Here is a 21,116-nt window from a genome sequence, read left to right as displayed (position 1 = left end):
GCGTGAGCGCGCGGGCGGCCGTCAGGACGGCTCGACCGGCGCGGCCTGCGGCGTGGGCGTTTCCGCCTGCGGCGCGGGGCCCGTCGTGCGCGTGCCGGCTTCGACCGGGCGCTCGATCAGCGGCGCGAGCGCCGGCGCCATCGACTTCAGCAACTGCACGGCCATCGCGCTCGTGAAGTCGTAGCGCGCCGCGTACGGCTCGTGCGCGGTCGCCGTCAGCACGCCGAAGAAGCGGTCGCCGAGCACGAACACGAACGTGCCGCTGCGGTTGACCTTGCGCGACTCGATCAGCCGCGCGCCGCGCGCGTAGACATTGAAGCGCTGGTCGCCCGTCCCGGTCTTGCCGTACACCTCGAGCGTCTTGCCGTCGGGCAGCGTGAAGCCGCCCGCCAGGCGCCGCGCGGTGCCGTGCTGCACGACGTCGCGCAGCAGCGTGCGCGCCACGTTGACGATCTCGGGCGACAGCACCGGCTGCGGCTGCGCGGCCGCGCGTACGAAGCGCGTTTCGTACGGCGTGCCCTTCGCGAAGTCGAGGCGCGTGATCGTCTCGGTCGGTGCCTTCTGGCCACCGTTCGCGATCAGGCCGATCAGTTTCGCGAGCGCATCCGGCTGGTCGCCCGATGCGCCGATCGCGGCCGCGTACGACGGCGTGACTTCCGCGAACGGGTAGCCGAGCGCGCGCCACGCCTTCGTGACTTCCCCGTACGCGCGCAACTCGACCATGCGGCGGATGCGGCGGTCCTGGGTCGCGTGGTAGCGGGTCTTGTACAGCCACGAGTACGTGTAGAAGCGCGCATCGCGGCTGTCGCGCTGGACGTCGGCGAGCGGCGCGTTCGGGTGGGCGCGCAGGTAATTGAGGGTCCACAGCGCGAGCGGGTGGACGCTCGCGATGTAGCCGCGATCGTTGAGGTTGAAGCGGTCGATCGCGTACTTCGCGTAGAGCGCGGCGAGATCGTCGTCCGACAGCGTCGCGGCCGGCGTGCCCTTCAGCTGCGCGCGCATGTGAGCCGCGAACCACACGAGCGATTCGTTCGGCGCGACGCTGCGCAGCACCGTCGCGATCTTGGGCGGCGACTTGCGCACGTCCTGCAGCATCAGCGCGAGCGCGTCGTCGGGCGTCTTGCCCGCGTAGCGCGTGTAGTAGCGCTTCACGTAAACCTTGCTTTCGCCGTCGACGAACTGCTCGAGGTAATGCTTGCGCTGCTCCGGATCGCCGAGCCACGACGTCGACGGGCCGGCCGCCTTCAGCATTTCGTAATGGACGATGTCGCGCATCAGCCGCACGAACACCAGGTTGACCGAATGCTCGAACGCCGTATGCAGCGTCAGGATGCGGCCGTTGTCCGACTTTTCGAAGTTCGAGAACACCTGCGCGCCGCCGCCCGTGTAGAACACGTCGGGGCTCGCCGAGTACTTGCGTTCGACCGCCGCATCGAGCATCGCCTGCAGCGAGCGGTCGCGCGTATGCGACAGGTAGTCGAGCGCCCAGTGCGACAGCCCGTCGATCGGATCGGGCTTCACGTGCGCGAGTTGTGCGTTCGACAGGTTGCCGTAGCGCGCGTGCAGCTCGGAGACGATCTGCAGGTAGGTGATCAGCGTGCGCAGTTTCGCGGTCGAGCCGAGGTTGATGCGGCCGCCGCGGTTCACGTCGAACGGCTGGTTCACGCTGTCGGTCTGCACGCGCAGCATGTTCGCGCCGTTGCGATGCTCGTACAGCGTGAAGCTGTACGTCAGATGAGACGGGTCGTCCTTCGGCGCGAGCATCTCGAAGCCGTACAGGCCGGCCGCCTGCGCGCCGGCGCGGGTCGACGCCAGCGCGAGCCGGTTGGCGACCGCCTGCTGCACGCCGTTGTCGAGCGTGCTGGTGGCTTCCAGGTCGAACTGGTCGAGCTGGTACAGGTCGTTGATGCCGAGCGCCGAGAGCAGCGACGCGCGCGCGGACGACACGGCCTTGCGCGACACGAACGACTGCACGTGCGCGGCGGCCGGTGGCGCGCTGCGCTCGATCTGCGCGGCGAGCGCCGCATCGCGCAGCGCGGGAGAGATCACGCCGCCGTTCGACAGGAGCCGCAGGTAGCTGTCGGTCAGCTTCTGCAGCGCCGGATAGCCGTGATTCAGGAAGTACGACGGCGCGCGCTGCGCGATGATCAGCGACAGCACCTCGCGGAACGCCTTGCCCTGTGCGTCGACGTTGTCGCCGGTCGTCGGCGCGGACAGGATGCGGTTCACGTCGTTGAAGTCGCGGCCGTACCACGCGGCGAGACCGTCTCCGATACCGGTGATTTCACCCACGTGCGGCCGCGCGGCGAGCGGCACCGAGTTCAGGTAGCGCACCAGGATCGCGCGGCGCGCGAGCATCGTCTGCGGGCCGTTCAGGTACGCGAGGATCGACGCGGACGCGATCTGGCGCAGCTTCTCCGGCGGCGTCGCGGTGCGGCCGTCGGGCGAATGGCGGAACTTCTCGATCTGCGTCGCGAGCGTGCTGCCGCCCGGGCGCGCCTGGTGATGGTTGACGACGTGCATCGCCTGGTCGGCGAGCGCGCGGCTGAAGCGCCCCCAGTCGATCGCCGGATTGCGGTTCGGCTGGTTCGCGTCGAGCAGGTAGCGATCCTCGATGAACATCAGCGAATCGGCGACCACGCGCGGCACCGTGTCGAAGTCGGCGTAGACGCGCTGCGGGAACACGGTCGCGAACAGCGGCGAGCCGGTCGAGTCGAACAGCATCAGCCCGGTCTGGTCTTTCTCTTCGTAAGGAAGGAACAGGCCGTGATCGGCGAGTGACAGCATCCGGTCGGAATCGCGCGCCTGCTTGCCGACGACGAAGCCGCGCGCGAGCAGACGTTGCTGGAACGCGGGAATCATCGAATAACCCAGGCGCTGGTCGTACGGCCCGTTGGCAGGGAAGCGGATGTGGTCGCTCGTGCCCGCCTCGACTGTGTAGCCGACGTCGCGGGTGAGTTCGGACAGGTAGTGCGCCTGCATGCGCGACGTCGCGATCTCGGTCATCACGAGCCGCGCAATGATCGCGACGGCGATCACCAGCGCGGCCAGCAACGACCACTTGATCCACGTCCAGACCGATGCACCACCGGTCACGCGCGGCAGGATGCGATTCAGTGGCCGATTCATGGCGGCGTCTCCCTGGAGGCACGGGCTCCGGCCGCACCTCATTAAGGATTAGTGTAGTCCTCAACGGCCGGCTGCCAAGAGCGGTTCACTACTGAGATGCAGCGACGCAACAGGTGTGCCCGCACCGTGCGCGAACCGTGGCGTGGCCGCCCGGGGCCCGGCTAGCGTGGTTTCGCGGCGAACCGCGGGTAGGTCGACGGCGCCCGTCGTCGATGCAAAAAAGGTGCGCGATCGAACCCTTCTTTCACCTGACGAAATACTCGACCAGGTGATCGACGAACAGCCGGGTCTTGCGCGGAAAGTGCCGCCGGCTCGGGTACGCGATATTCATCTCGAGTTCCTCCAGCCGATAGTCGGGGAGCAGCGCGAGCAGCCGTCCGTCGGCGAGATCCGGTTCGACGAGGAAGTCGGGCAGGACCGCGATACCCATGCCCGACAACGCCCAGTTCCGGATCAACCCGATGTTGTTCGACGATGCGGATTTATTCGGCCGCACGGCGACGCGCGTCGGCTCGTGATCAAACGACAGGTATTCGCCCGCGAAATCGGCATGGAACGTCAGGCACGCGTGCGACGCGAGATCGTGCGGATGGGTCGGTGCGCCGTGTGTTTCGACATACCGGGGTGCCGCACAGACGATTCGCTTGAGTCGCGTGAGCGGGCGCGTCACCAGCGTGTTGGTGCTGATGCGCTGCGACAGCAGCAGCCCGACGTCGAAGCCCTCCGACACGAGGTCGACATGGCGGTCCACGATCGTGACTTCCGGCACGATGGCCGGATGCAGCGTCTTGAACGCATCGATCGCCGGTGCGAGCACGTGCATGCCGAACATGACCGGCGCGGCGATCTTCAGCGATCCGATCGGTTCGTGATGCATCGACGCGATCGTTTCCTCGACGCGGTCGATTTCCTCGATCACGTGACGGATCTGCGCGAGATACAGATGACCGGCGTCGGTGAGCGACAGGCTGCGCGTCGTGCGGTTCAGCAGGCGTGCGCCGAGCCGGTCCTCGATGCCCATGACGAGGCGGGTGGCCGACGAGTTGGAGATGTTCAGTTCCGTGGCTGCACGCGCGAAACTGTGAAGTTCGGCCACCTTGATGAATAGCCGCATTGGCAGGAGTTCGTCCATTTTTTTATCGAGAAATAGAATTGTTTGTTTGATTCTATCTGTCGATTCATTTATTTGAACGACCGATTCAGGCGAATAAGTATTATGGAATGATGTGTTGATCGACCGCTGGAACGGTTTCAGAATAACGGGTTCCGGGGCCATATCCCTGCTGGATTTCATTCTTGGGATTGGTCCTATATAAACCTTACGAATCGATTTGTATTTAGTAATCGTACGAAAATAGGCGTGATTTTTCTGATAAAGACGTTCGATATTCGTAGTGCGATTCGAATCGAATAGGACGGGTCACTATCGCCACAGCAGTTTCGCGGGATCGTACCGGCGCACGGCTTCGACGAAGCAGTGGATCAGGTAGTCGCACGCGACCGTGTTCAGCGCATCGCGCCGCGTGAGCACGCCGGCCGACACGGTCGGAATCGTCTCCTTCACGTCGATCGTGACCATCCGCTCGCGTATCCAGTCGATCTCCATGAAGAGCTTCGGCACGCACGACACGCTGTCGGTATGCACCGACAGCGAGAACGCTGCGCTGAACGACGTGCATTCGACGATCGGCTGCGGTGCCGGGTAGCCGTGCGCGACGAACACGTTCTGCAGCAGCCGGCCGATGCTTTCCGGCGACGTGTTGAGCACCCACTGCGCATCCTGCAGCTGCGCGAGCGACGTGCAGTGGCGCAGCGGATTGCTCGCGCGCGTCATCAGGATCAGCTCCGATTCGATGAGCGGCCGGAACGTGAATTCGGGCGACAGCCGCGTCGCATCGACGATCGCGATCACGAAGTCGAGCGAGCCGTCGCGCAGGCGCGGCAGCGCCGTGTCGAGAAAGCCTTCGCGCACGTCGAGGCGGATCGTCGGCATGCGCTGGCGGAACGCGTCGAGCGCGGCTGGCAGGAAGCCGAGCGACATCAGCGGCGTCAGCGCGCACGCGAGCGCACCTTCCTTGCCGCCCGACAGATGGATCACGTCATCGCGCGCGTGCTGCATCTCCGCGAGGATCAGCCGCGCGCGTGCATAGACGGCCTGGCCGAAGCGCGTGAGCTGCGCACCGCGCGCGTTGCGCGTGACGAGCGGCACGCCGAGGTCCTGCTCGAGTTCGCGGATCGCCTTCGTGAGCGCGGGCTGGGACAGATGAATCGCACGCGCGGCGGCGCGCAGGCTGCCGTGTTCGGCGATGGCGGCAAGCGCCCGGAGCTGGTCGTGTTTCACGGCGTGGCGGGGCGCGGCGGCAGTAGCGACGTTCGTATCCTACACCGCGATCGCGCCGGCAAAGCGCGCGATAACCGGGCGTTATCACGATCGAAAAATGTCGCTCCGGGCTGCGTATTTTGAATGCCTAGACTGCATGCGCAGGCCGTCGAACCGGCCCCGCACCAGACACGCACCCGATACGCACAACCAGTACGGAGACATACCTTCATGAAGGCGCCCCGAGCGGACAGCATGTTCGGCGGGCATGTCGGCGACGTTGCCGCATCCCCGTCCAATCGCCAGCTGATCGTCGCGATCACGATCGGCAACGGCCTCGAATTCTTCGATCTCACCGTGTTCAGCTTTTTCGCGGTGCTGCTTGGAAAACTGTTTTTCCCGGCCGCGTCCGCGCAGCAGCAATTGCTGATGTCGGTCGCGACGTTCGGCGTCGGCTTCATCGCGCGGCCCGTCGGCGGCGTCGTGATCGGGCTGGTCGCCGACCGCTTCGGCCGCGTGCCGGCGATGAACCTCACGCTCGTGACGATGGCGATCGGCACCGGGATGATCGGCGTCCTGCCGACCTACGCGCAGATCGGCGTCGCGGCGCCCGTGCTGGTCGTGCTCGCACGGCTGCTGCAGGGCTTTTCCGCCGGCGGCGAAGTCGGCGTATCGACGTCGCTGCTCGCCGAGCGTGCACCGCCTGGCGAACGCGGCTATTACACGAGCTGGCAGTTCGCGAGCCAGGGCGCGGCGGCACTGGCCGGTTCGTTCGTCGGCTTCCTGCTGTCGTATTTCCTCGAACCGGCCGCGCTCGAATCGTGGGGCTGGCGCGTGCCGTTTCTCGCCGGCGTGCTGATCGCGCCAGTCGGCCTGTATCTGCGTGCGCGCTTCAATGCGATCGAACAGCACGCGTCGGCCGCGGCCGCGCGGCGCTCGTCCGCGGTGCTGGGCACCGTGCTGCGGCGTGACGGCGGCGCCGTGCTGACCGCGCTCGGCCTCGTGGTCGGCGGCACCGCCGCGCACTTCATCGTCCTCTATTACATGTCGACGTACGCGATCCGGGTGCTGCACCTGTCGATGGATACCGCGCTGTGGTGCGGGATCCTGTCCGGTGCGGTGATGTTCGTCGCCGCGCCGATCGGCGGACGCCTGTCGGATCGTGTCGGCAGCAAGCGCGTCGCGCTGTGGACGCGCGTGGCGCTGACCGTGCTGATCCTGCCGGGCTTCTGGCTGATCCGCGCGGTGCCGTCGATCGCGACGATGTACGCGGTCGTGATGCTGCTCGCCGCGCTGCACTCGGTCAATGCGGGCGCGAACGGCGTGATCCTCGCGGAGCTGTTTCCAAAGAGCACGCGCGCGACCGCGCTGTCGATCGCGTATGCGGGCGGCGTGTCGATCTTCGGCGGCTTCGCGCAGTTCATCGTCACCTGGCTGATCGGGGCGACCGGCAATCCGGCAGCGCCGGCGTGGTACGTGATCGTCTGCGGCCTGCTGTCGCTCGTCGCGCTCGCGTTCGCCTCGGACCGAAGCGATCAGGATCACTGACCGACCGATTTCCTTCTTCTTCGATTCATTCCATGACCACCCACGATTCGTTTTCGCCGTCGCCGGCCGACGTTGCCGCCGGCGATCTGTGCGACCTGCCCGCGCGCACCATGCTCGAGTTGCTGAAGTCCCGGCAGATCAGCGCCTGCGACCTGCTCGACGCGCATCTCGCGCGCATCGCAACGGTCAACCCGCGCGTGAATGCGCTCGTCACCGTCGTCGATCCCGATGCGCTGCGCGCCCGCGCACGCGAGCTCGACGCGTGCTGGGCCCGCGGCGAATGGCAGGGGCCGCTGCACGGGCTGCCGGTGTCGCAGAAGGACCTGACCGCGACGCGCGGCGTGCGCACGACCTTCGGTTCGCCGCTGTTCGCCGACCACGTCCCGCAGCACGACGCGCTGATCGTGCGGCGCTGCGCGAGCGCCGGCGCGCTGATGATCGGCAAGTCGAATACGCCGGAATTCGGCGCCGGCTCGCATACGTTCAACGAGGTGTTCGGCGCGACGCGCAACCCGTGGGACCTGACGCGCTCCGCCGGCGGCAGCAGCGGCGGCGCGGCCGTGGCGCTCGCATGCGGGATGAATCCGCTCGCGTGCGGCAGCGACATGGGCGGTTCGCTGCGCAATCCGGCCGCGTGGAACAACGTCGTCGGGCTGCGGCCGTCGCCCGGGCGCGTGCCGCGCGCGCCGGACCTGAACGGTTGGGCGACGCTCGGCGTCGACGGGCCGATGGCGCGCGATGTCGCCGACACGGCACTGCTGCTGTCCGCGATCGCCGGGCCGAGCGGCGAAACCGCGACCGAAATCGCGGAGCCGGGCGCGCGCTTCGCGCAGCCGCTCGAACGCGATTTCCGCGGCACGCGCATCGCGATGTCGCGCGGCTTGCCCGGCGTGCCGGTCGATCCCGAGATCCGGCGCACGGTCGATGCGCAGGCGCGCGTGTTCGCGTCGCTCGGCTGCGAAGTCGAATTCGACGATCCCGATCTCGCCGAAGCCGAAGACCTGTTCCGGATCGAGCGCGCGTGGATGATCGGCACGCTGCTGGACGGCTTCGACGAGCGGCAGCGCGCGGCGCTGAAACCCGAACTCCGCGACGAATACCGGCTGCATCGTTCGCTCGCCGCCGCGGATCTCGGCCGCCTGTTCGTGCGCAAGACGCGCCTGTTCGAGCGGATGCGCGCGTTCATGCAGCGCTACGCGTTCTACGTGCTGCCGACGACGCAGGTGATGCCGTTCGATGCTGCGCTGCGTGCGCCCGCCGATGTGCTCGGCGTCGAGAACACGACCTACATCGACTGGATGCGCGTGTGCTGGCTGCTGTCGTCGACCGAGGCGCCGATCCTGTCGGTCCCGTGCGGATTTTCCGAGGCCGGCCTGCCGATCGGCATGCAGATCGTCGGCGGCTACCGCGACGACTGGGGCGTGCTGCAGTTCGGCCATGCGTACGAAGTCGCGGCCGGCCGGCGCTGGACGCCGCCGCCGGTTGTTGCCGACGCACTGCGCTGACCGCCTTTCCCGACTGACCCCGACCGTTCCGGTTTGCACCGGAGCAGGCCGCGCGCCTGCGGGGGGCGTGCGCCCGTGTGTCGCCATCCGACCCGCGCACTGGAGATCGTTCGATGAAGAAGAAGCTGTTGGCCGGCGCGGGTGTCGCGCTGATCGCGGGTGCGGCGCACGCCCAGAGCAGCGTCACGCTGTACGGCATTATCGATGAAGGGCTGACCTATGCGAGCAACATCGCGACGCCCGGCCCGAACGGCGCGGTGAGCGGCAAGCCCGCGCTGCGGATGCTGGGCGGCGTGCAGCAGGCGAGCCGCTGGGGGCTGCGCGGCAGCGAGGATCTCGGCGGCGGGCTGGCGGCGGTCTTCACGCTCGAGAACGGTTTCGATCCGAGCACCGGCAAGCTCGGGCAGGGCGGGCTGATCTTCGGCAAGAAGGCGTTCGTCGGGCTGTCGGGGCCGTTCGGCACCGTCACGCTCGGGCGGCAGTACGACACCAACGTCGACTTCCTCGGGCCGCTCGAGGCCGCCGCGCTGTTCGGCGGCTACATGGTCGCGCACCCCGGCGACCTCGACAACGTGAACAACGCGAACTCGACCAACAACGCGATCAAGTTCACGAGCAACGACTACGGCGGGGTCCGCTTCGCGGCGATGTATGGGGTGGGCGGCATCGCGGGCGCGGCGACGCGCAACCAGGTGTGGTCGGCAACAGTCGGCTACACGCGCGGGCCGCTCGCGGTGGCGGCCGGCTACCTCAATGCGCGCAACCCGAACGTGTCGTTCTTCGGCACGACCGGCAGCCCCGCGCCGACCGTGGGCGGCGTGCCAGGCAACAACATGCTGTCGCCGGTGTATTCCGGCTATGCATCCGCGCGCACGCTGCAGGTCGCGGCGGTGGGCGGCACCTATGCGATCGGCGCGATGACGCTCGGCGCGATGTATACGAACACGTCGTTCCGCCAGCTCGGCGACCTGTCGTCCGGGCCGAACCCGGGCGGCGTGGCCGGCAACGCGGTGTTCAACAACGCGGAGGCGAGCGTGCGCTATCAGTTCATGCCTTACCTGTTCGGCGGCGTGGCGTACGACTACACGCGGGGCGGCGGCGTGAACGGCCGCGACGGCGCGACGTATCACCAGGTCGCGGCGGGGCTCGACTATTTCCTGTCGAAGCGCACCGACGTCTACGTGAGCGCCGTCTATCAGCGCGCATCGGGCACCGACTCGACGGGGCACTTGGCAGTCGCGGCGATCAACGGGCCGGGTGCATCCGCGAACGACCGGCAGTTCCTGGCGCGGGTCGGCATGCGGCACAAGTTCTGATCCGCACGGCGGCGCTCGAGCGCGCGGTGATATCCTCGCGAAACGCCCGCGACCGACGGGCGGATACCGACTGCCCGGACGCGGCCCGACGCCGTGCCGCGCGGCGTTTCCGAGGGAGAGCCGAACCATGAGCCGCAAATTCATTCTGAAGGGCGACACGACCGACCATGGCGGCGTCGTGCTCGACGGCATCGCCAATTCGTCGTTCGACGGCCGCGAGCTCGCCTATCTCGGCGCGCCCGTGTTCTGCGCCGCGTGCCAGACCCAGGGCGTGATCGTGTCCGACGGCGGCGAGCGGACGATGACCGTGATGGGCAAGGTCGTCGCGCTCGAACACGACCTGTGCCAGTGCCAGTGCACGCCGCAGCCGAAGCTGATCCCGTCGCAGAGCACGGGCACCGTCTCGGGCTGATGCCCGTCGAATCGGTGCGACGCCCGCCGCGGGCTGCCCGTCGTCAGACGCTGCCTTCGGTCTCGATCACCAGGATGCGTGCTTCGCCGAGCGGGTGCGCGACGTGTTCGGTGCCGATCGTCGCGTGGAATACGTCTCCCGTTTCGAGCACCGTCGCGTGCTCGATGCCCGCTTCCCGGTAGCGCATCTCGACACGGCCGTCGAGCACCGCGAAAACTTCCTCTCCGTCGTTCACATGCCACCGGTACGGCTGATCGGTCCAGTGCAGGCGGACCGTGACGCCGTTCAGGTTCGCGATGTCCAGCGCGCCCCATGGGCGTTCGGCGGTGAACGCGGTGCTGCGGATGATGTTCATCGATAGGTCCGTGAGTGTGGATGCCGCGCAGGGCGGGCGGCGTGGTCGCGTCGCTTGCCCGCCGGATTCAGTGTGCTCGGGATCAGCGCGACATCGCGCGCAAGGCCGCGTCGATCGTCTGCTTGCGCTTCTCCAGCGCTGCCGCCGAGCGCTCGGTCACGCGCTTCAGGACCGACGCGGGTGCCGTATCCGGCGAGCCCGCGTCGAACGGCGGCGCCGGCGCGTATTCGAGCGCCAGCTGGATCGACTGCGCCTCTTCGTCGCCAACGAGTTCGGCGGCGATCGTCAATGCGAAGTCGATGCCGGCCGTCACGCCGCCGCCGGTGATCAGGTTGCCGTCGCGCACCACGCGCTCGTGAACGGGCACCGCACCGAGCGGCTCGAGCAGCCCGTGAAACGCCCAGTGCGTCGTCGCGCGGCGTCCGCGCAGCAGGCCGGCCACGCCGAGCAGCAGCGCGCCCGTGCAGACCGACGTCACGTAGCGCGCGGTGGCCGCGCGCTGCTGCACGAACGCGATCGTTTCCGCATCGAGCAGCAGGTTGTTGATTCCGATTCCGCCGGGCACGCAGATCACGTCGAGCGGCGGGCAGTCGTCGAACGTGCAGGTCGGCGTGAGCGCGAGGCCGCTGCTCGACGCGACGGTGTCGCGCGATTTCCAGACCAGGTGGACAGTCGCGTCGGGCAGCGAGGCGAGCACGTCGTGCGGACCGGTGAGATCGAGTTGCTGGACGCCCGGAAACACGAGAAGGCCGATATGCAGGGTCATGCGAACACTCCGTGGGGAAGGGGGCGCCGCGACCGGCGCACGATGGACAGATCGATTCTAGGCGCGTAGTGTTTGGCGAAATTGCCATATCACCCACGTTTTCAGCCAATCGCTATGTCTACCGCGCCGCGCTCGATCCTGATTCTCGCGTTCCCTCGTGCGCAGTTGCTCGACGTGAGCGGGCCGCTGCAGGTGTTCGCGTCCGTCAACGAACTCGCCGAGGAACGGGGTCAGCCCGCGCCGTATGCGCCGCGCGTCGTCGCCGCCGAGGCCGGGCCGCTCGAGACGTCGTCCGGCCTCGTCGTGATGGCCGATTCGCTGCGCTCCGGCGGACGGCCGGATACGGTGATCGTGGCCGGCGGCAAGGGCGTGCGCGCCGCGTCGCAGGATGCGCGGATGGTGCGCTGGGTCCGGCAGCAGGCGCAGCGCGCGCGACGTGTCGCGTCGGTCTGCACCGGTGCGTTCCTGCTCGCCGAGGCCGGCCTGCTCGACGGGCGGCGTGCGGTCACGCACTGGGCGCGCTGCGACGAATTCGCGGCGCGCTACCCGAACGTGCGCGTCGAACCCGATCCGATCTTCATCCGCGAAGGCGCGCTGTGGACGTCCGCCGGCGTGACGGCCGGCATCGATCTCGCGCTCGCGCTCGTCGAGGAGGATCTCGGGCGGGCGGTCGCGCTCGACGCCGCGCGCGAACTCGTCGTGTTCCTGAAGCGGCCGGGCGGGCAGGCACAGTTCAGCGCGATGCTGTCGATGCAGCGTACCGACGACCGCTTCGGCGAACTGCATGCATGGATCGCCGAGCACCTGACGGCCGACCTGTCGGTGCCCGCGCTCGCCGAGCGCGTCAGCATGAGCGAGCGCAGCTTCGTGCGCCACTACCGCACGGGGACCGGCCGCACGCCCGCGCGCGCGGTCGAACAGATTCGCGTCGAGGCCGCGCAGCGTTTGCTCGGCGAAACCGCGTGGCCCGTCAAGCGGATCGCCACGCGGTGCGGCTTCGGTTCGGAAGAGACGCTGCGGCGCAGTTTCGTGCGCGTGCTCGGCGTGTCGCCGCAGGGCTATCGCGAGCGGTTCGTGCGGTAACGCGCGGGCGTGCCGCGGGCGGTCGGCCCGCGGCAGCCGGGGATGGAACGATCGTCGTGTCGAACTGAACGAAAGCCGGTTACTTTCCAGTCCGAAGCGCGTTGACTATTCAGAAGTGGAGAACAATGGACGGGGCTTGTGCCGCGCCCGTTGCGCGCTCTATTCTGTCCTGTTGGCGATTCGAAGGGGGGGCGCAGCATGGACCGCATCCAGGCAATGGAAGTTTTCACCCGCGTGGTCGACGCGAACAGCTTTACGCGCGCGGCCGACACGCTCGCGATGCCGCGCGCGTCGGTCACGACCATCATCCAGAATCTCGAGGCGCTGCTCGGCGTGCGGCTGATGCACCGGACGACGCGCCGGCTGTCGCTGACGCCGGAGGGCGCCGCGTACTACGAGCATTGCATGAAGATCATCTCGGAGATCGCGGAGGCCGACGCGAGTTTCCAGAGCGGCAACCGCAAGCCGAGCGGCGTGCTGCGCGTGCACATGCCGAGCTCGCTCGGGCGGCGCGTCGTGTTGCCGGCGCTGTCGATCTTCCGGCAGCGCTATCCGGACATCACGCTCGACCTCGGCTTGTCGGACCGCTACGTGGATCCGGTCGAGGAGGGCATCGACTGCATGATCCGGGTCGGGCCGCTCGAGGATTCGTCGATGGTCGCGCGGCGGATCGGGATGCTCAAGCGCGTGACCTGCGCGTCGCCCGACTATCTGGCGCGTCACGGCGAGCCGCAGGAGATCGCCGACCTGGCCGACCATCATGCGGTCAATTTCCGCGCGAGCCACGGCGCGCGGGCGATTCCGTGGGTGTTCATGATCGACGGCAAGCCGCTCGAGGTGCGGATGAACGGCAGTGTCACCGTGAACGATTCGGATGCGTACGTGACGTGCGGGCTCGAAGGGTTCGGGATGATCCAGCCGACGCTGTTCATGGTGCTGCCGAACCTGCGCGACGGCTCGCTGGTCGAGGTGCTGCCCGACTGCAATCCGAAGCCCAAGCCGATCTCGATCGTGTATCCGCACAACCGGCATCTGTCGCAGAAGGTGCGTGTGTTCGCGGACTGGCTGGCGGAACTGTTCGAGTCGACGCCGGCGCTGGAGGGCGGCGAGAACTGGCGCGGGAAGGTGCGTGCGGATGCCGTGGAGGAGCGCGGATCGGTGGTGGCGTAGCGCCGCGCGCGTGGCCAGAAGGACGGGCGACGCTGCGTGTGCCGGATGAAGCAATGAAAAAAGCCGCTGTTCCTTGCGGAACAGCGGCTTTTCGCATTTGGTGGCGAATCAGGGATTCGAACCCCGGACCTGCGGATTATGATTCCGTCGCTCTAACCGACTGAGCTAATTCGCCGAAGAATTGAATTATGCAGATGTGCCGCCGGGCTGTCAACACCTTTTTTCATCTTCCCTGAAAAAAGTTGCCGGCGGCCCGGGTTGCAGGCGGGGTGCCCCCCGCCTGCCCGACCTCATCAATCCTGCGCGTAGATGTTCGAGTCCTTCGTCTCCTTGACGAACAGCAGACCGATCACGAACGTGCCCAGCGCGATCACGATCGGATACCAGAGCCCCGAATAGATGTTGCCCTTCGCCGCGACGATCGCGAACGCGGTCGCCGGCAGGAAGCCGCCGAACCAGCCGTTGCCGATGTGATAGGGCAGCGACATCGACGTGTAGCGGATCCGCGTCGGGAACATCTCGACCAGCATCGCGGCGATCGGGCCGTAGACCATCGTCACATAGATCACGAGGATCGTCAGTATCACGATCGTCATCGGCCAGTTGAGCTGCGCCGGGTCGGCCTTGGCCGGATAGCCGGCGCCCTTCAGCGTCGACGCGAGCGTCTTGTCGAACGCCGCGCCCTGCGCCTTCGCATCGGCCGCCTTGCCGTCATAGGCCGGGATCACCGTGTCGCCCACCTTGATCTGGGCGGTCGAGCCTGCCGGCGCCGCGACGTTCTCGTAGTTCAGGCCGGCCTTCGCGAGCGCGCTCTTCACGATGTCGCACGAGCTCGTGAACTTCGACGTGCCCACCGGGTTGAACTGGAACGAGCAGGTGGCCGGATCGGCGATGACCGAGATCGGTGCCTTCTGCGTCGCGAGTTCGAGCTGCGGGTTCGCGTAGTGCGTGAGCGCCTTGAACAGCGGGAAGTAGGTGAGCGCCGCGATCAGGCAGCCGGCGAGGATGATCGGCTTGCGGCCGATCCGGTCCGACAGCGAGCCGAAGAACAGGAAGAACGGCGTGCCGATCAGGAGGGCGATCGCGATCAGGATGTTCGCGCTGGCACCGTCAACCTTCAGCGTCTGCGTGAGGAAGAACAGCGCGTAGAACTGGCCCGTGTACCAGACCACGGCCTGGCCGGCGGTCAGGCCGACGAGCGCGATGATCACGATCTTCAGGTTCTTCCACTGGCCGAACGCTTCGGTCAGCGGCGCCTTCGACGTCTTGCCCTCGGCCTTGATGCGCAGGAACACCGGCGATTCGTTCAGCTGCAACCGGATCCACACCGACACCGCGAGCAGCAGGATCGACGCGACGAACGGTACGCGCCAGCCCCAGCTGCCGAACGATTCCTCGCCGATGAGCGTGCGCACGCCGAGGATCACGAGCAGCGACAGGAACAGGCCGAGCGTCGCGGTCGTCTGGATCCACGCGGTGTAGAAGCCGCGCCGGTTCGCCGGCGCATGCTCGGCGACGTAGGTCGCCGCGCCGCCGTACTCGCCGCCGAGCGCGAGGCCCTGCAGCAGCCGCATCGCGATGAAGATCACGGGCGCCGCGATGCCGATCGTCGTGTAGCCGGGCAGGAAGCCGACCACGAAGGTCGAGATGCCCATGATCACGATCGTCACGAGGAACGTGTGCTTGCGGCCGACGAGGTCGCCGAGCCGGCCGAATACGATCGCGCCGAACGGCCGCACGGCGAAGCCGGCCGCGAAGCCGAGCAGCGTGAAGATGAAGGCGGCGGTCGGATTGACCCCGGAGAAGAAGCTCTTGCTGATGTAGGCCGCGAGTGACCCGGCCAGGTAAAAGTCGTACCACTCGAACACAGTGCCGAGCGACGACGCGAAGATCACCTTCTTTTCTTCGGCCGTCATCGGCGAGTGCGAAATTTGCCCGCCTAAGGTTGCCATGAATCGTCTCCAAGTCCCTTGATATAGATATGCGGCCGCCTTGGGTGGGCGGGCCTGTCGACGATTATTGGCACGGAAACTTACGGCGCACTGACTGCCGGGCACAAAACGACTGCGCGTTAACCCGCGCCGAATCGGCCGCTTCACCCCTCGATCGGGTTGCAAACGGGCGGTAAAGCGTCGATTTAGATGCGATCGCGGCGTGGCGCGCGGTGGAGGCTCGCGCGTGTCAGGATGGATCCGCGGCGGGCTCCGACAGCGGCAGGCTGATGCGCACGAGCGTGCCGGCGAGGCGCGGCGCGTGCTGATAGACATGATCGTCGAGCGTCAGCGTGCCGCCGTGCTGCGTCGCGATCTCGCGCACGATCGCGAGCCCGAGGCCGCTGCCGTCGCCTTCGCGGCCGAGAATCCGGTAGAAGCGCTCGACCACGCGGTCGCGTTCGGCGGCCGGGATGCCGGGCCCGGTGTCCTCGACTTCGAGATGCACGCGCCGCGCCGCCTGCTCGGCCCGCACGCGCACGGTGATGCGGCCGCCTTCGGGCGTGTAGCGGATCGCGTTGTCGACCAGGTTGCCGAGCATCTCGCGCAGCATCACGGGATTGCCGTCGACGTCGAGCGGCGCGTCGTCCTCCGGGCCTTCGTAACCGAGGTCCATGCGCTTCGCGAGCGCGGCCTGCACCCAGTCGCGCACCGTGCGGCGCGCCAGCGTGCCGATTTCGACCGGCTCGAACGTCAGCCCGCTCGCGCGGTTCTCGGCGCGCGCGAGCGCGAGCAGTTGCGTGACGAGCCGCGCGGCCTGCTCGGAACTCGTCGCGATCTGTTCGAGCGAGCGCTGCACGTCGGGCGGCACGGGATGGCGCAACGCGAATTCGGCCTGCGTGCGCAGCCCCGCGAGCGGCGTCTTCATCTGGTGCGCGGCGTCGGCGATGAAGCGTTTTTGCAACGCCATGTTCTGCTCGAGCCGCGCGAGCAGGTCGTTGAACGACGTGACGAGCGGCTCGATCTCGGGCGGCGCGCGCTGCGCCTCGACGGGCGACAGGTCGTCCGGCCGCCGCGCGCGGATGTGCGCCTGCAGCGCATTGAGCGGCGCGAGCCCGCGCGACAGCCCGAACCAGACGAGCAGGATCGCGAGCGGCAGGATCACGAACTGCGGCAGGATCACGCCCTTGATGATGTCGTTCGCGAGTGCGTTGCGCTTGTCGAGCGTTTCGCCGACCTGCACGAGCACGGGCACCGGCTGCGCGCCGCTCGGCTCCGGCAGTGCGACAGTCGTATACGCGACGCGCACGTCGTTGCCGCGCAACAGGTCGTCGCGGAACACGACGACGCCCGGCGGCGGGCGGTCCTCGTCGCGCGGCAGCGGCATGTCGGCCTCGCCCGCGACCAGCTCGCCGCGCGTGCCGAGCACCTGGAAGTACACGCTGTCGACGTTGTCCGCGCGCAGGAAGTCGCGCGTCTGCTGCGGCAGCGTCAACTCGGCGACGCCGTTGACCGGATGGATCTGCCGCGCGAGCACGTATGCGTTGGTCTCGAGCGCGCGGTCGAACGGGCCGTTCGCGATCGTCTTCGCGACGAGATAGGTGACGGCGATGCTCATCGGCCACAGCAGCAGCAGCGGCGCGAGCATCCAGTCGAGGATTTCGCCGAACAGCGAGCGCGGGCGCGGCGCCTCGGGCGCATCGGTTTCGTCGGGCGGCGCGAACGGGTTCTCGTAGCGCGCGTCGCGTGCCTCGTCGGCGGCCGACGCCGGCGTGCCGCTCGGGTGGCGGGAATGGGCCGGGGTGGCCATCGCGGCGCGCCCGGCTTCAGCGCAGCGGCGTGCCGGCCACCGCGGGCTGGGGCGCTGCCGTGTCGGCCGGCGCGGCAGGCGCGACCTTCTCGAGGCAATAGCCGAGGCCGCGCACGGTCGAGATCCGCACGCCGCTCGGTTCGATCTTCTTGCGCAGCCGGTGCACGTAGACTTCGATCGCGTTGTTGCTGACTTCCTCGCCCCATTCGCACAGATGATCGACGAGCTGCTCCTTCGACACGAGCCGGCCGATCCGCTGCAGCAGCACCTCGAGCAGGCCGAGCTCGCGCGCGGAGAGATCGAGCACGTGATCGTTCGCATACGCGATGCGGCCGACCTGGTCGAACGCGAGCGAGCCGTGGCGCACGACGGTCGGGCCGCCGCCCGCGCCGCGCCGGGTCAGCGCGCGCACGCGCGCCTCGAGCTCGTTGAGCGCGAACGGCTTGGCCATGTAATCGTCGGCGCCGAGGTCGAGCCCCTTCACGCGTTCGTCGACGCTGTCGGCGGCGGTCAGGATCAGCACGGGGAGGTTGGAATTGCGGGCGCGCAGGCGCTTGAGCACGTCGAGCCCGGACATTTTCGGCAGCCCGAGATCGAGGATCAGCAGGTCGAATGTCTGCATCGACAGCGCCGTATCGGCGTCGACGCCGCTCTTCACGTGGTCGACCGCATAGCCCGATTGGCGGAGTGACCGGGTGAGGCCGTCCGCGAGTATGCTGTCGTCTTCGGCGATGAGAATTCGCATGGTGCTGACCGATGGCCGGCGTGCATTCGCGCCGGCGCGGCTGTCTCCGAAGTTATTCGTGTACAACGCTCTGCATTGCGAGCTTGCACAAAACACTGTTTTTTTATACAGTGTCTGCATTCATGGGCGGCGCTTGAAAGCGGGCGCGCCTCTTACAGACGCTGCTCATCATAGCAAAGGACGATTCATGGAAGATAGCAAGAAGGGCTCCGGGATGACCGCCGAGAAGAGCAAGGCGCTGGCGGCCGCACTCGCACAGATCGAGAAGCAGTTCGGCAAGGGCTCGATCATGCGCATGGGCGACGGCGACGTGGCCGAGAACATCCAGGTCGTGTCCACGGGCTCGCTCGGTCTCGATATCGCGCTCGGCGTCGGCGGCCTGCCGCGCGGCCGGGTGGTCGAGATCTACGGTCCGGAATCGTCGGGTAAAACCACGCTGACGCTGCAGGTCGTCGCCGAGCTGCAGAAGCTGGGCGGCACGGCGGCGTTCATCGACGCGGAGCACGCGCTCGACGTTCAATATGCAGCGAAGCTCGGCGTGAACGTGCCGGAACTGCTGATCTCGCAGCCGGACACCGGCGAGCAGGCGCTCGAAATCACCGACGCGCTGGTGCGCTCGGGCTCGATCGACATGATCGTCATCGACTCGGTCGCGGCGCTCGTGCCGAAGGCCGAAATCGAAGGCGAGATGGGCGATTCGTTGCCGGGCCTGCAGGCCCGCCTGATGTCGCAGGCACTGCGCAAGCTGACGGGCACGATCAAGCGCACGAACTGCCTCGTGATCTTCATCAACCAGATCCGGATGAAGATCGGCGTGATGTTCGGCAACCCGGAAACCACGACGGGCGGCAACGCGCTGAAGTTCTATTCGTCGGTGCGTCTCGACATCCGCCGGATCGGCTCGATCAAGAAGAACGACGAGGTGATCGGCAACGAAACCCGCGTGAAGGTCGTCAAGAACAAGGTGTCGCCGCCGTTCCGCGAAGCGATCTTCGACATCCTGTATGGCGAAGGCATTTCGCGTCAGGGCGAGATCATCGATCTCGGCGTGCAGGCGAAGATCGTCGACAAGGCGGGTGCCTGGTACAGCTACAACGGCGAGAAGATCGGTCAGGGCAAGGACAACGCGCGTGAATTCCTGCGCGAGAATCCGGAAATCGCGCGCGAGATCGAGAACCGTATCCGCGAATCGCTCGGCGTGGTCACCATGCCTGAAGGTGCGGCTGCGGTCCAGGACGAAGCCGAGGCGATGGACGAAGAAGAGTGATGGTCGGGCGCCGAGGTCAGGCAGGCAAGCCGGAGGAGAGCGACGTGCCCGAAACGGCGGGTCGCTCCGGTCGGCGAGCCGGATCCTCGGGTGCCGACCGGCCGGTCGCAGGCGGCAACGCCGCGAACCGCACCGCGACGAGGGCATCCGACGATGCCCTCGTTTCGTTTGAGATTGCCGCGCCGGACGATCCGTTCGACGACGACGAATCGTTCGACGCGCACGACCGCTCCCGCCGTCGTGTTTCCGGTGTCAGCTTCCCCGGCGAGCGCGCAGCCGCTGCGTCGGCGCCGGCCAGGGAAGACGTCTATACGCGTAGCAGCCAGCATCCGCGCCGCACCCGCCGGGCGTCCGGCGCGTCTTCAAGCACGTCTGCCGGCGACGATCCGGGCGCCAGCCAGCGCAAGTCGTCGAAGCCGCCGCGTTCGCTGAAGGGCCGCGCGCTCGGTTATCTGTCCAGGCGCGAATACAGCCGTGCGGAACTCGCGCGCAAGCTTGCGCCGTACGTCGGCGAAGACGAATCCGTCGAGCCGGTGCTCGATGCGCTGGAAAAGGAAGGCTGGCTATCCGACGCGCGCTTTGCCGAGAGCCTCGTGCATCGCCGCGCGTCGCGCGTCGGCGCCGCGCGCATCGTCAGCGAACTGAAGCGTCACGCGGTCGGCGACACGCTCGTCGAGGAAGTCAACGCGCAGTTGCGCGAGACCGAATGGACACGTGCGCAGGCCGTCTGGCGCAAGAAATTCGGTGCACTGCCGCAAACGCCGGCCGAGCGCGCGAAGCAGGCGCGCTTCCTTGCCGCGCGCGGCTTCTCGAGCGGGATCATCGTGAAGTTGCTGAAGGTCGGCGACGATTTCCTGGTCGACGACTGACCGGCTCGTCACGCGCGCTGCGCGCGATTTTGCTGCAATGCAACCGTTTCCGGACAGGCGGGAATACCCGCCGTCGCGGCCGGCTGCCTCAAATACCCGATATGCTAAAATCCACGGGTTTTCCTCTTCGGCCTCAACCTCCAGCATGCCGCTATCCGAGCCCGTGCCCCGTCAGTTGCGACATCGACGCGCAATCCGAGCGGAAGCCTACGAGCGCGGCGACGGCTTGTGGGACATCGAAGCCTGCCTGACCGACCACAAGCCGCGCGATGTCGCGCTTGCGTCGGGCATCCGGCCCCAGGGCCTGCCGATCCACGAACTCTGGCTGCGCGTGACTATCGATCGTGATCTCAACGTCGTCGACGCCGAAGCGTCTTCGGAATGGGTTCCCTATCCCGGTCACTGTCAATCCGCCTCTCCCGCCTATCGGGCCCTCATCGGGCTCAATCTCTTCCGCAATTTCCGCCGCAACGCGAACCGGCTGCTCGCCGGCGTCGCAGGCTGTTCCCATCTCACCGAACTGTGCGCCGTGCTGCCGACGGCAGCGATCCAGGCGTTCGCCGGCGATGTGTGGAACGTGCGCGAGGAAGGTGGCGAAGGGCCGGATCATGGCGGCGCGCACGACGAAGCGCCTTTCCAGCTCGGCCGCTGCCGGGCGTTGCGGTTCGACGGCGAGGTCGTGCGGCAGTACTACCCGCGCTGGTATGGCGCGAGCCGGCCGGACGTGCCCGGTGAAGGCAGCACGAAGGAATGAACGGAAATCATTCGAAGAAGCGTCTTAAGCGACTTTTCATCCAACTCTCAGACTGAAGGGAATCACGCATGAAGATTCACGAGTACCAGGGTAAGGAAATCCTGCGGAAATTCGGAGTCGCGGTACCGCGCGGCAA

17 protein-coding genes, 1 tRNA gene and 1 pseudogene are annotated in these 21,116 nt (G+C 67.4%); 10 read left to right on the top strand and 9 right to left on the bottom strand.

From position 1 onward, the window contains the following. Positions 1 to 21 precede the first annotated feature (21 nt). The 3 genes from ACVK00_RS34150 to ACVK00_RS34140 all read right to left on the bottom strand — a co-directional run bounded on the left by ACVK00_RS34150 (position 22) and on the right by ACVK00_RS34140 (position 5,470). Positions 22 to 3,129, bottom strand: coding sequence for a biosynthetic peptidoglycan transglycosylase (locus ACVK00_RS34150; RefSeq protein ID WP_284894745.1), 3,108 nt, complete (start codon positions 3,127 to 3,129; stop codon positions 22 to 24). Between the two features lie 244 nt (positions 3,130 to 3,373). After that, a complete protein-coding gene (locus ACVK00_RS34145) occupies positions 3,374 to 4,261 on the bottom strand; it encodes a LysR family transcriptional regulator (protein ID WP_228905586.1) in 888 nt (295 codons plus the stop codon). Positions 4,262 to 4,552: 291 nt separating this feature from the next. Beyond that, a complete protein-coding gene (locus ACVK00_RS34140) occupies positions 4,553 to 5,470 on the bottom strand; it encodes a LysR substrate-binding domain-containing protein (RefSeq protein ID WP_354122861.1) in 918 nt (305 codons plus the stop codon). A gap of 210 nt (positions 5,471 to 5,680) precedes the next feature. Here ACVK00_RS34140 and ACVK00_RS34135 point away from each other — a divergent pair, with 210 nt between their 5' ends. From ACVK00_RS34135 to ACVK00_RS34120, 4 genes are all read left to right on the top strand, one after another. Further along, positions 5,681 to 6,997 carry an MFS transporter gene (locus ACVK00_RS34135; RefSeq protein WP_284894748.1) on the top strand — a complete coding sequence of 439 codons (1,317 nt, stop codon included), beginning with the start codon at positions 5,681 to 5,683 and terminating at the stop codon, positions 6,995 to 6,997. Positions 6,998 to 7,029: 32 nt separating this feature from the next. Next, positions 7,030 to 8,502, top strand: a complete 1,473-nt coding sequence (locus tag ACVK00_RS34130) for an amidase (protein WP_284894750.1) — start codon at positions 7,030 to 7,032, stop codon at positions 8,500 to 8,502. A gap of 113 nt (positions 8,503 to 8,615) precedes the next feature. Next, complete coding sequence (locus ACVK00_RS34125) at positions 8,616 to 9,818, top strand: porin (RefSeq protein ID WP_228905579.1); 1,203 nt, start codon at positions 8,616 to 8,618, stop codon at positions 9,816 to 9,818. A gap of 127 nt (positions 9,819 to 9,945) precedes the next feature. Continuing rightward, entirely contained in the window at positions 9,946 to 10,230 is a 285-nt protein-coding gene (locus ACVK00_RS34120) for a PAAR domain-containing protein (protein ID WP_284894752.1), read from the top strand. A gap of 43 nt (positions 10,231 to 10,273) precedes the next feature. Here ACVK00_RS34120 and ACVK00_RS34115 read toward each other — a convergent pair whose 3' ends face one another. Together ACVK00_RS34115 and ACVK00_RS34110 are read right to left on the bottom strand one after the other, a co-directional pair. After that, entirely contained in the window at positions 10,274 to 10,585 is a 312-nt protein-coding gene (locus ACVK00_RS34115) for a cupin domain-containing protein (protein WP_284894754.1), read from the bottom strand. Positions 10,586 to 10,667: 82 nt separating this feature from the next. Continuing rightward, positions 10,668 to 11,351, bottom strand: a complete 684-nt coding sequence (locus ACVK00_RS34110) for a DJ-1/PfpI family protein (protein ID WP_284894755.1) — start codon at positions 11,349 to 11,351, stop codon at positions 10,668 to 10,670. Between the two features lie 114 nt (positions 11,352 to 11,465). On the opposite strand from ACVK00_RS34110, the gene ACVK00_RS34105 reads away from it, so the two are divergent. Both ACVK00_RS34105 and ACVK00_RS34100 read left to right on the top strand, forming a co-directional pair. Beyond that, positions 11,466 to 12,434, top strand: a complete 969-nt coding sequence (locus ACVK00_RS34105; RefSeq protein WP_284894756.1) for a GlxA family transcriptional regulator — start codon at positions 11,466 to 11,468, stop codon at positions 12,432 to 12,434. A 198-nt stretch (positions 12,435 to 12,632) separates the two neighbouring features. Further along, a complete protein-coding gene (locus ACVK00_RS34100) occupies positions 12,633 to 13,604 on the top strand; it encodes a LysR family transcriptional regulator (RefSeq protein WP_105784989.1) in 972 nt (323 codons plus the stop codon). A 98-nt stretch (positions 13,605 to 13,702) separates the two neighbouring features. On the opposite strand, the gene ACVK00_RS34095 is transcribed toward ACVK00_RS34100, so the two are convergent. The 4 genes from ACVK00_RS34095 to ACVK00_RS34080 all read right to left on the bottom strand — a co-directional run bounded on the left by ACVK00_RS34095 (position 13,703) and on the right by ACVK00_RS34080 (position 18,090). Then, positions 13,703 to 13,779 (bottom strand) — tRNA-Met (locus ACVK00_RS34095). A 118-nt stretch (positions 13,780 to 13,897) separates the two neighbouring features. Continuing rightward, the gene (locus ACVK00_RS34090) at positions 13,898 to 15,556 is read right to left on the bottom strand and encodes an MFS transporter (protein ID WP_228905562.1); all 1,659 of its coding nucleotides are present in this window, start codon (positions 15,554 to 15,556) and stop codon (positions 13,898 to 13,900) included. 229 nt (positions 15,557 to 15,785) lie between these two features. Further along, on the bottom strand, positions 15,786 to 17,345 hold the full coding sequence (locus ACVK00_RS34085; protein WP_284894757.1) for a sensor histidine kinase: 1,560 nt from the start codon (positions 17,343 to 17,345) through the stop codon (positions 15,786 to 15,788). 16 nt (positions 17,346 to 17,361) lie between these two features. Then, positions 17,362 to 18,090, bottom strand: a complete 729-nt coding sequence (locus ACVK00_RS34080) for a response regulator transcription factor (RefSeq protein ID WP_012364629.1) — start codon at positions 18,088 to 18,090, stop codon at positions 17,362 to 17,364. A gap of 187 nt (positions 18,091 to 18,277) precedes the next feature. Here ACVK00_RS34080 and recA point away from each other — a divergent pair, with 187 nt between their 5' ends. The 4 genes and pseudogenes from recA to ACVK00_RS34060 form a co-directional block, all read left to right on the top strand. After that, positions 18,278 to 19,357: a recombinase RecA gene (gene recA, locus ACVK00_RS34075; protein ID WP_284894758.1), complete on the top strand. Its 1,080-nt coding sequence runs from the start codon at positions 18,278 to 18,280 to the stop codon at positions 19,355 to 19,357. Then, complete coding sequence (recX, locus tag ACVK00_RS34070; protein ID WP_284894759.1) at positions 19,357 to 20,226, top strand: recombination regulator RecX; 870 nt, start codon at positions 19,357 to 19,359, stop codon at positions 20,224 to 20,226. The genes recA and recX overlap by 1 nt, the downstream gene beginning before the upstream one ends. 145 nt (positions 20,227 to 20,371) lie before the next feature. After that, positions 20,372 to 20,980, top strand: a complete 609-nt coding sequence (locus ACVK00_RS34065; protein ID WP_006755513.1) for a DUF2889 domain-containing protein — start codon at positions 20,372 to 20,374, stop codon at positions 20,978 to 20,980. Between the two features lie 68 nt (positions 20,981 to 21,048). Further along, positions 21,049 to 21,116: pseudogene (locus ACVK00_RS34060) on the top strand (ATP-grasp domain-containing protein); the annotation flags it as partial.

This window comes from Burkholderia sp. PvR073 (assembly GCF_054055695.1).
Note: the sequence above shows the minus strand (reverse complement) of the source record. Positions and strands in the feature narration are given on the sequence as shown.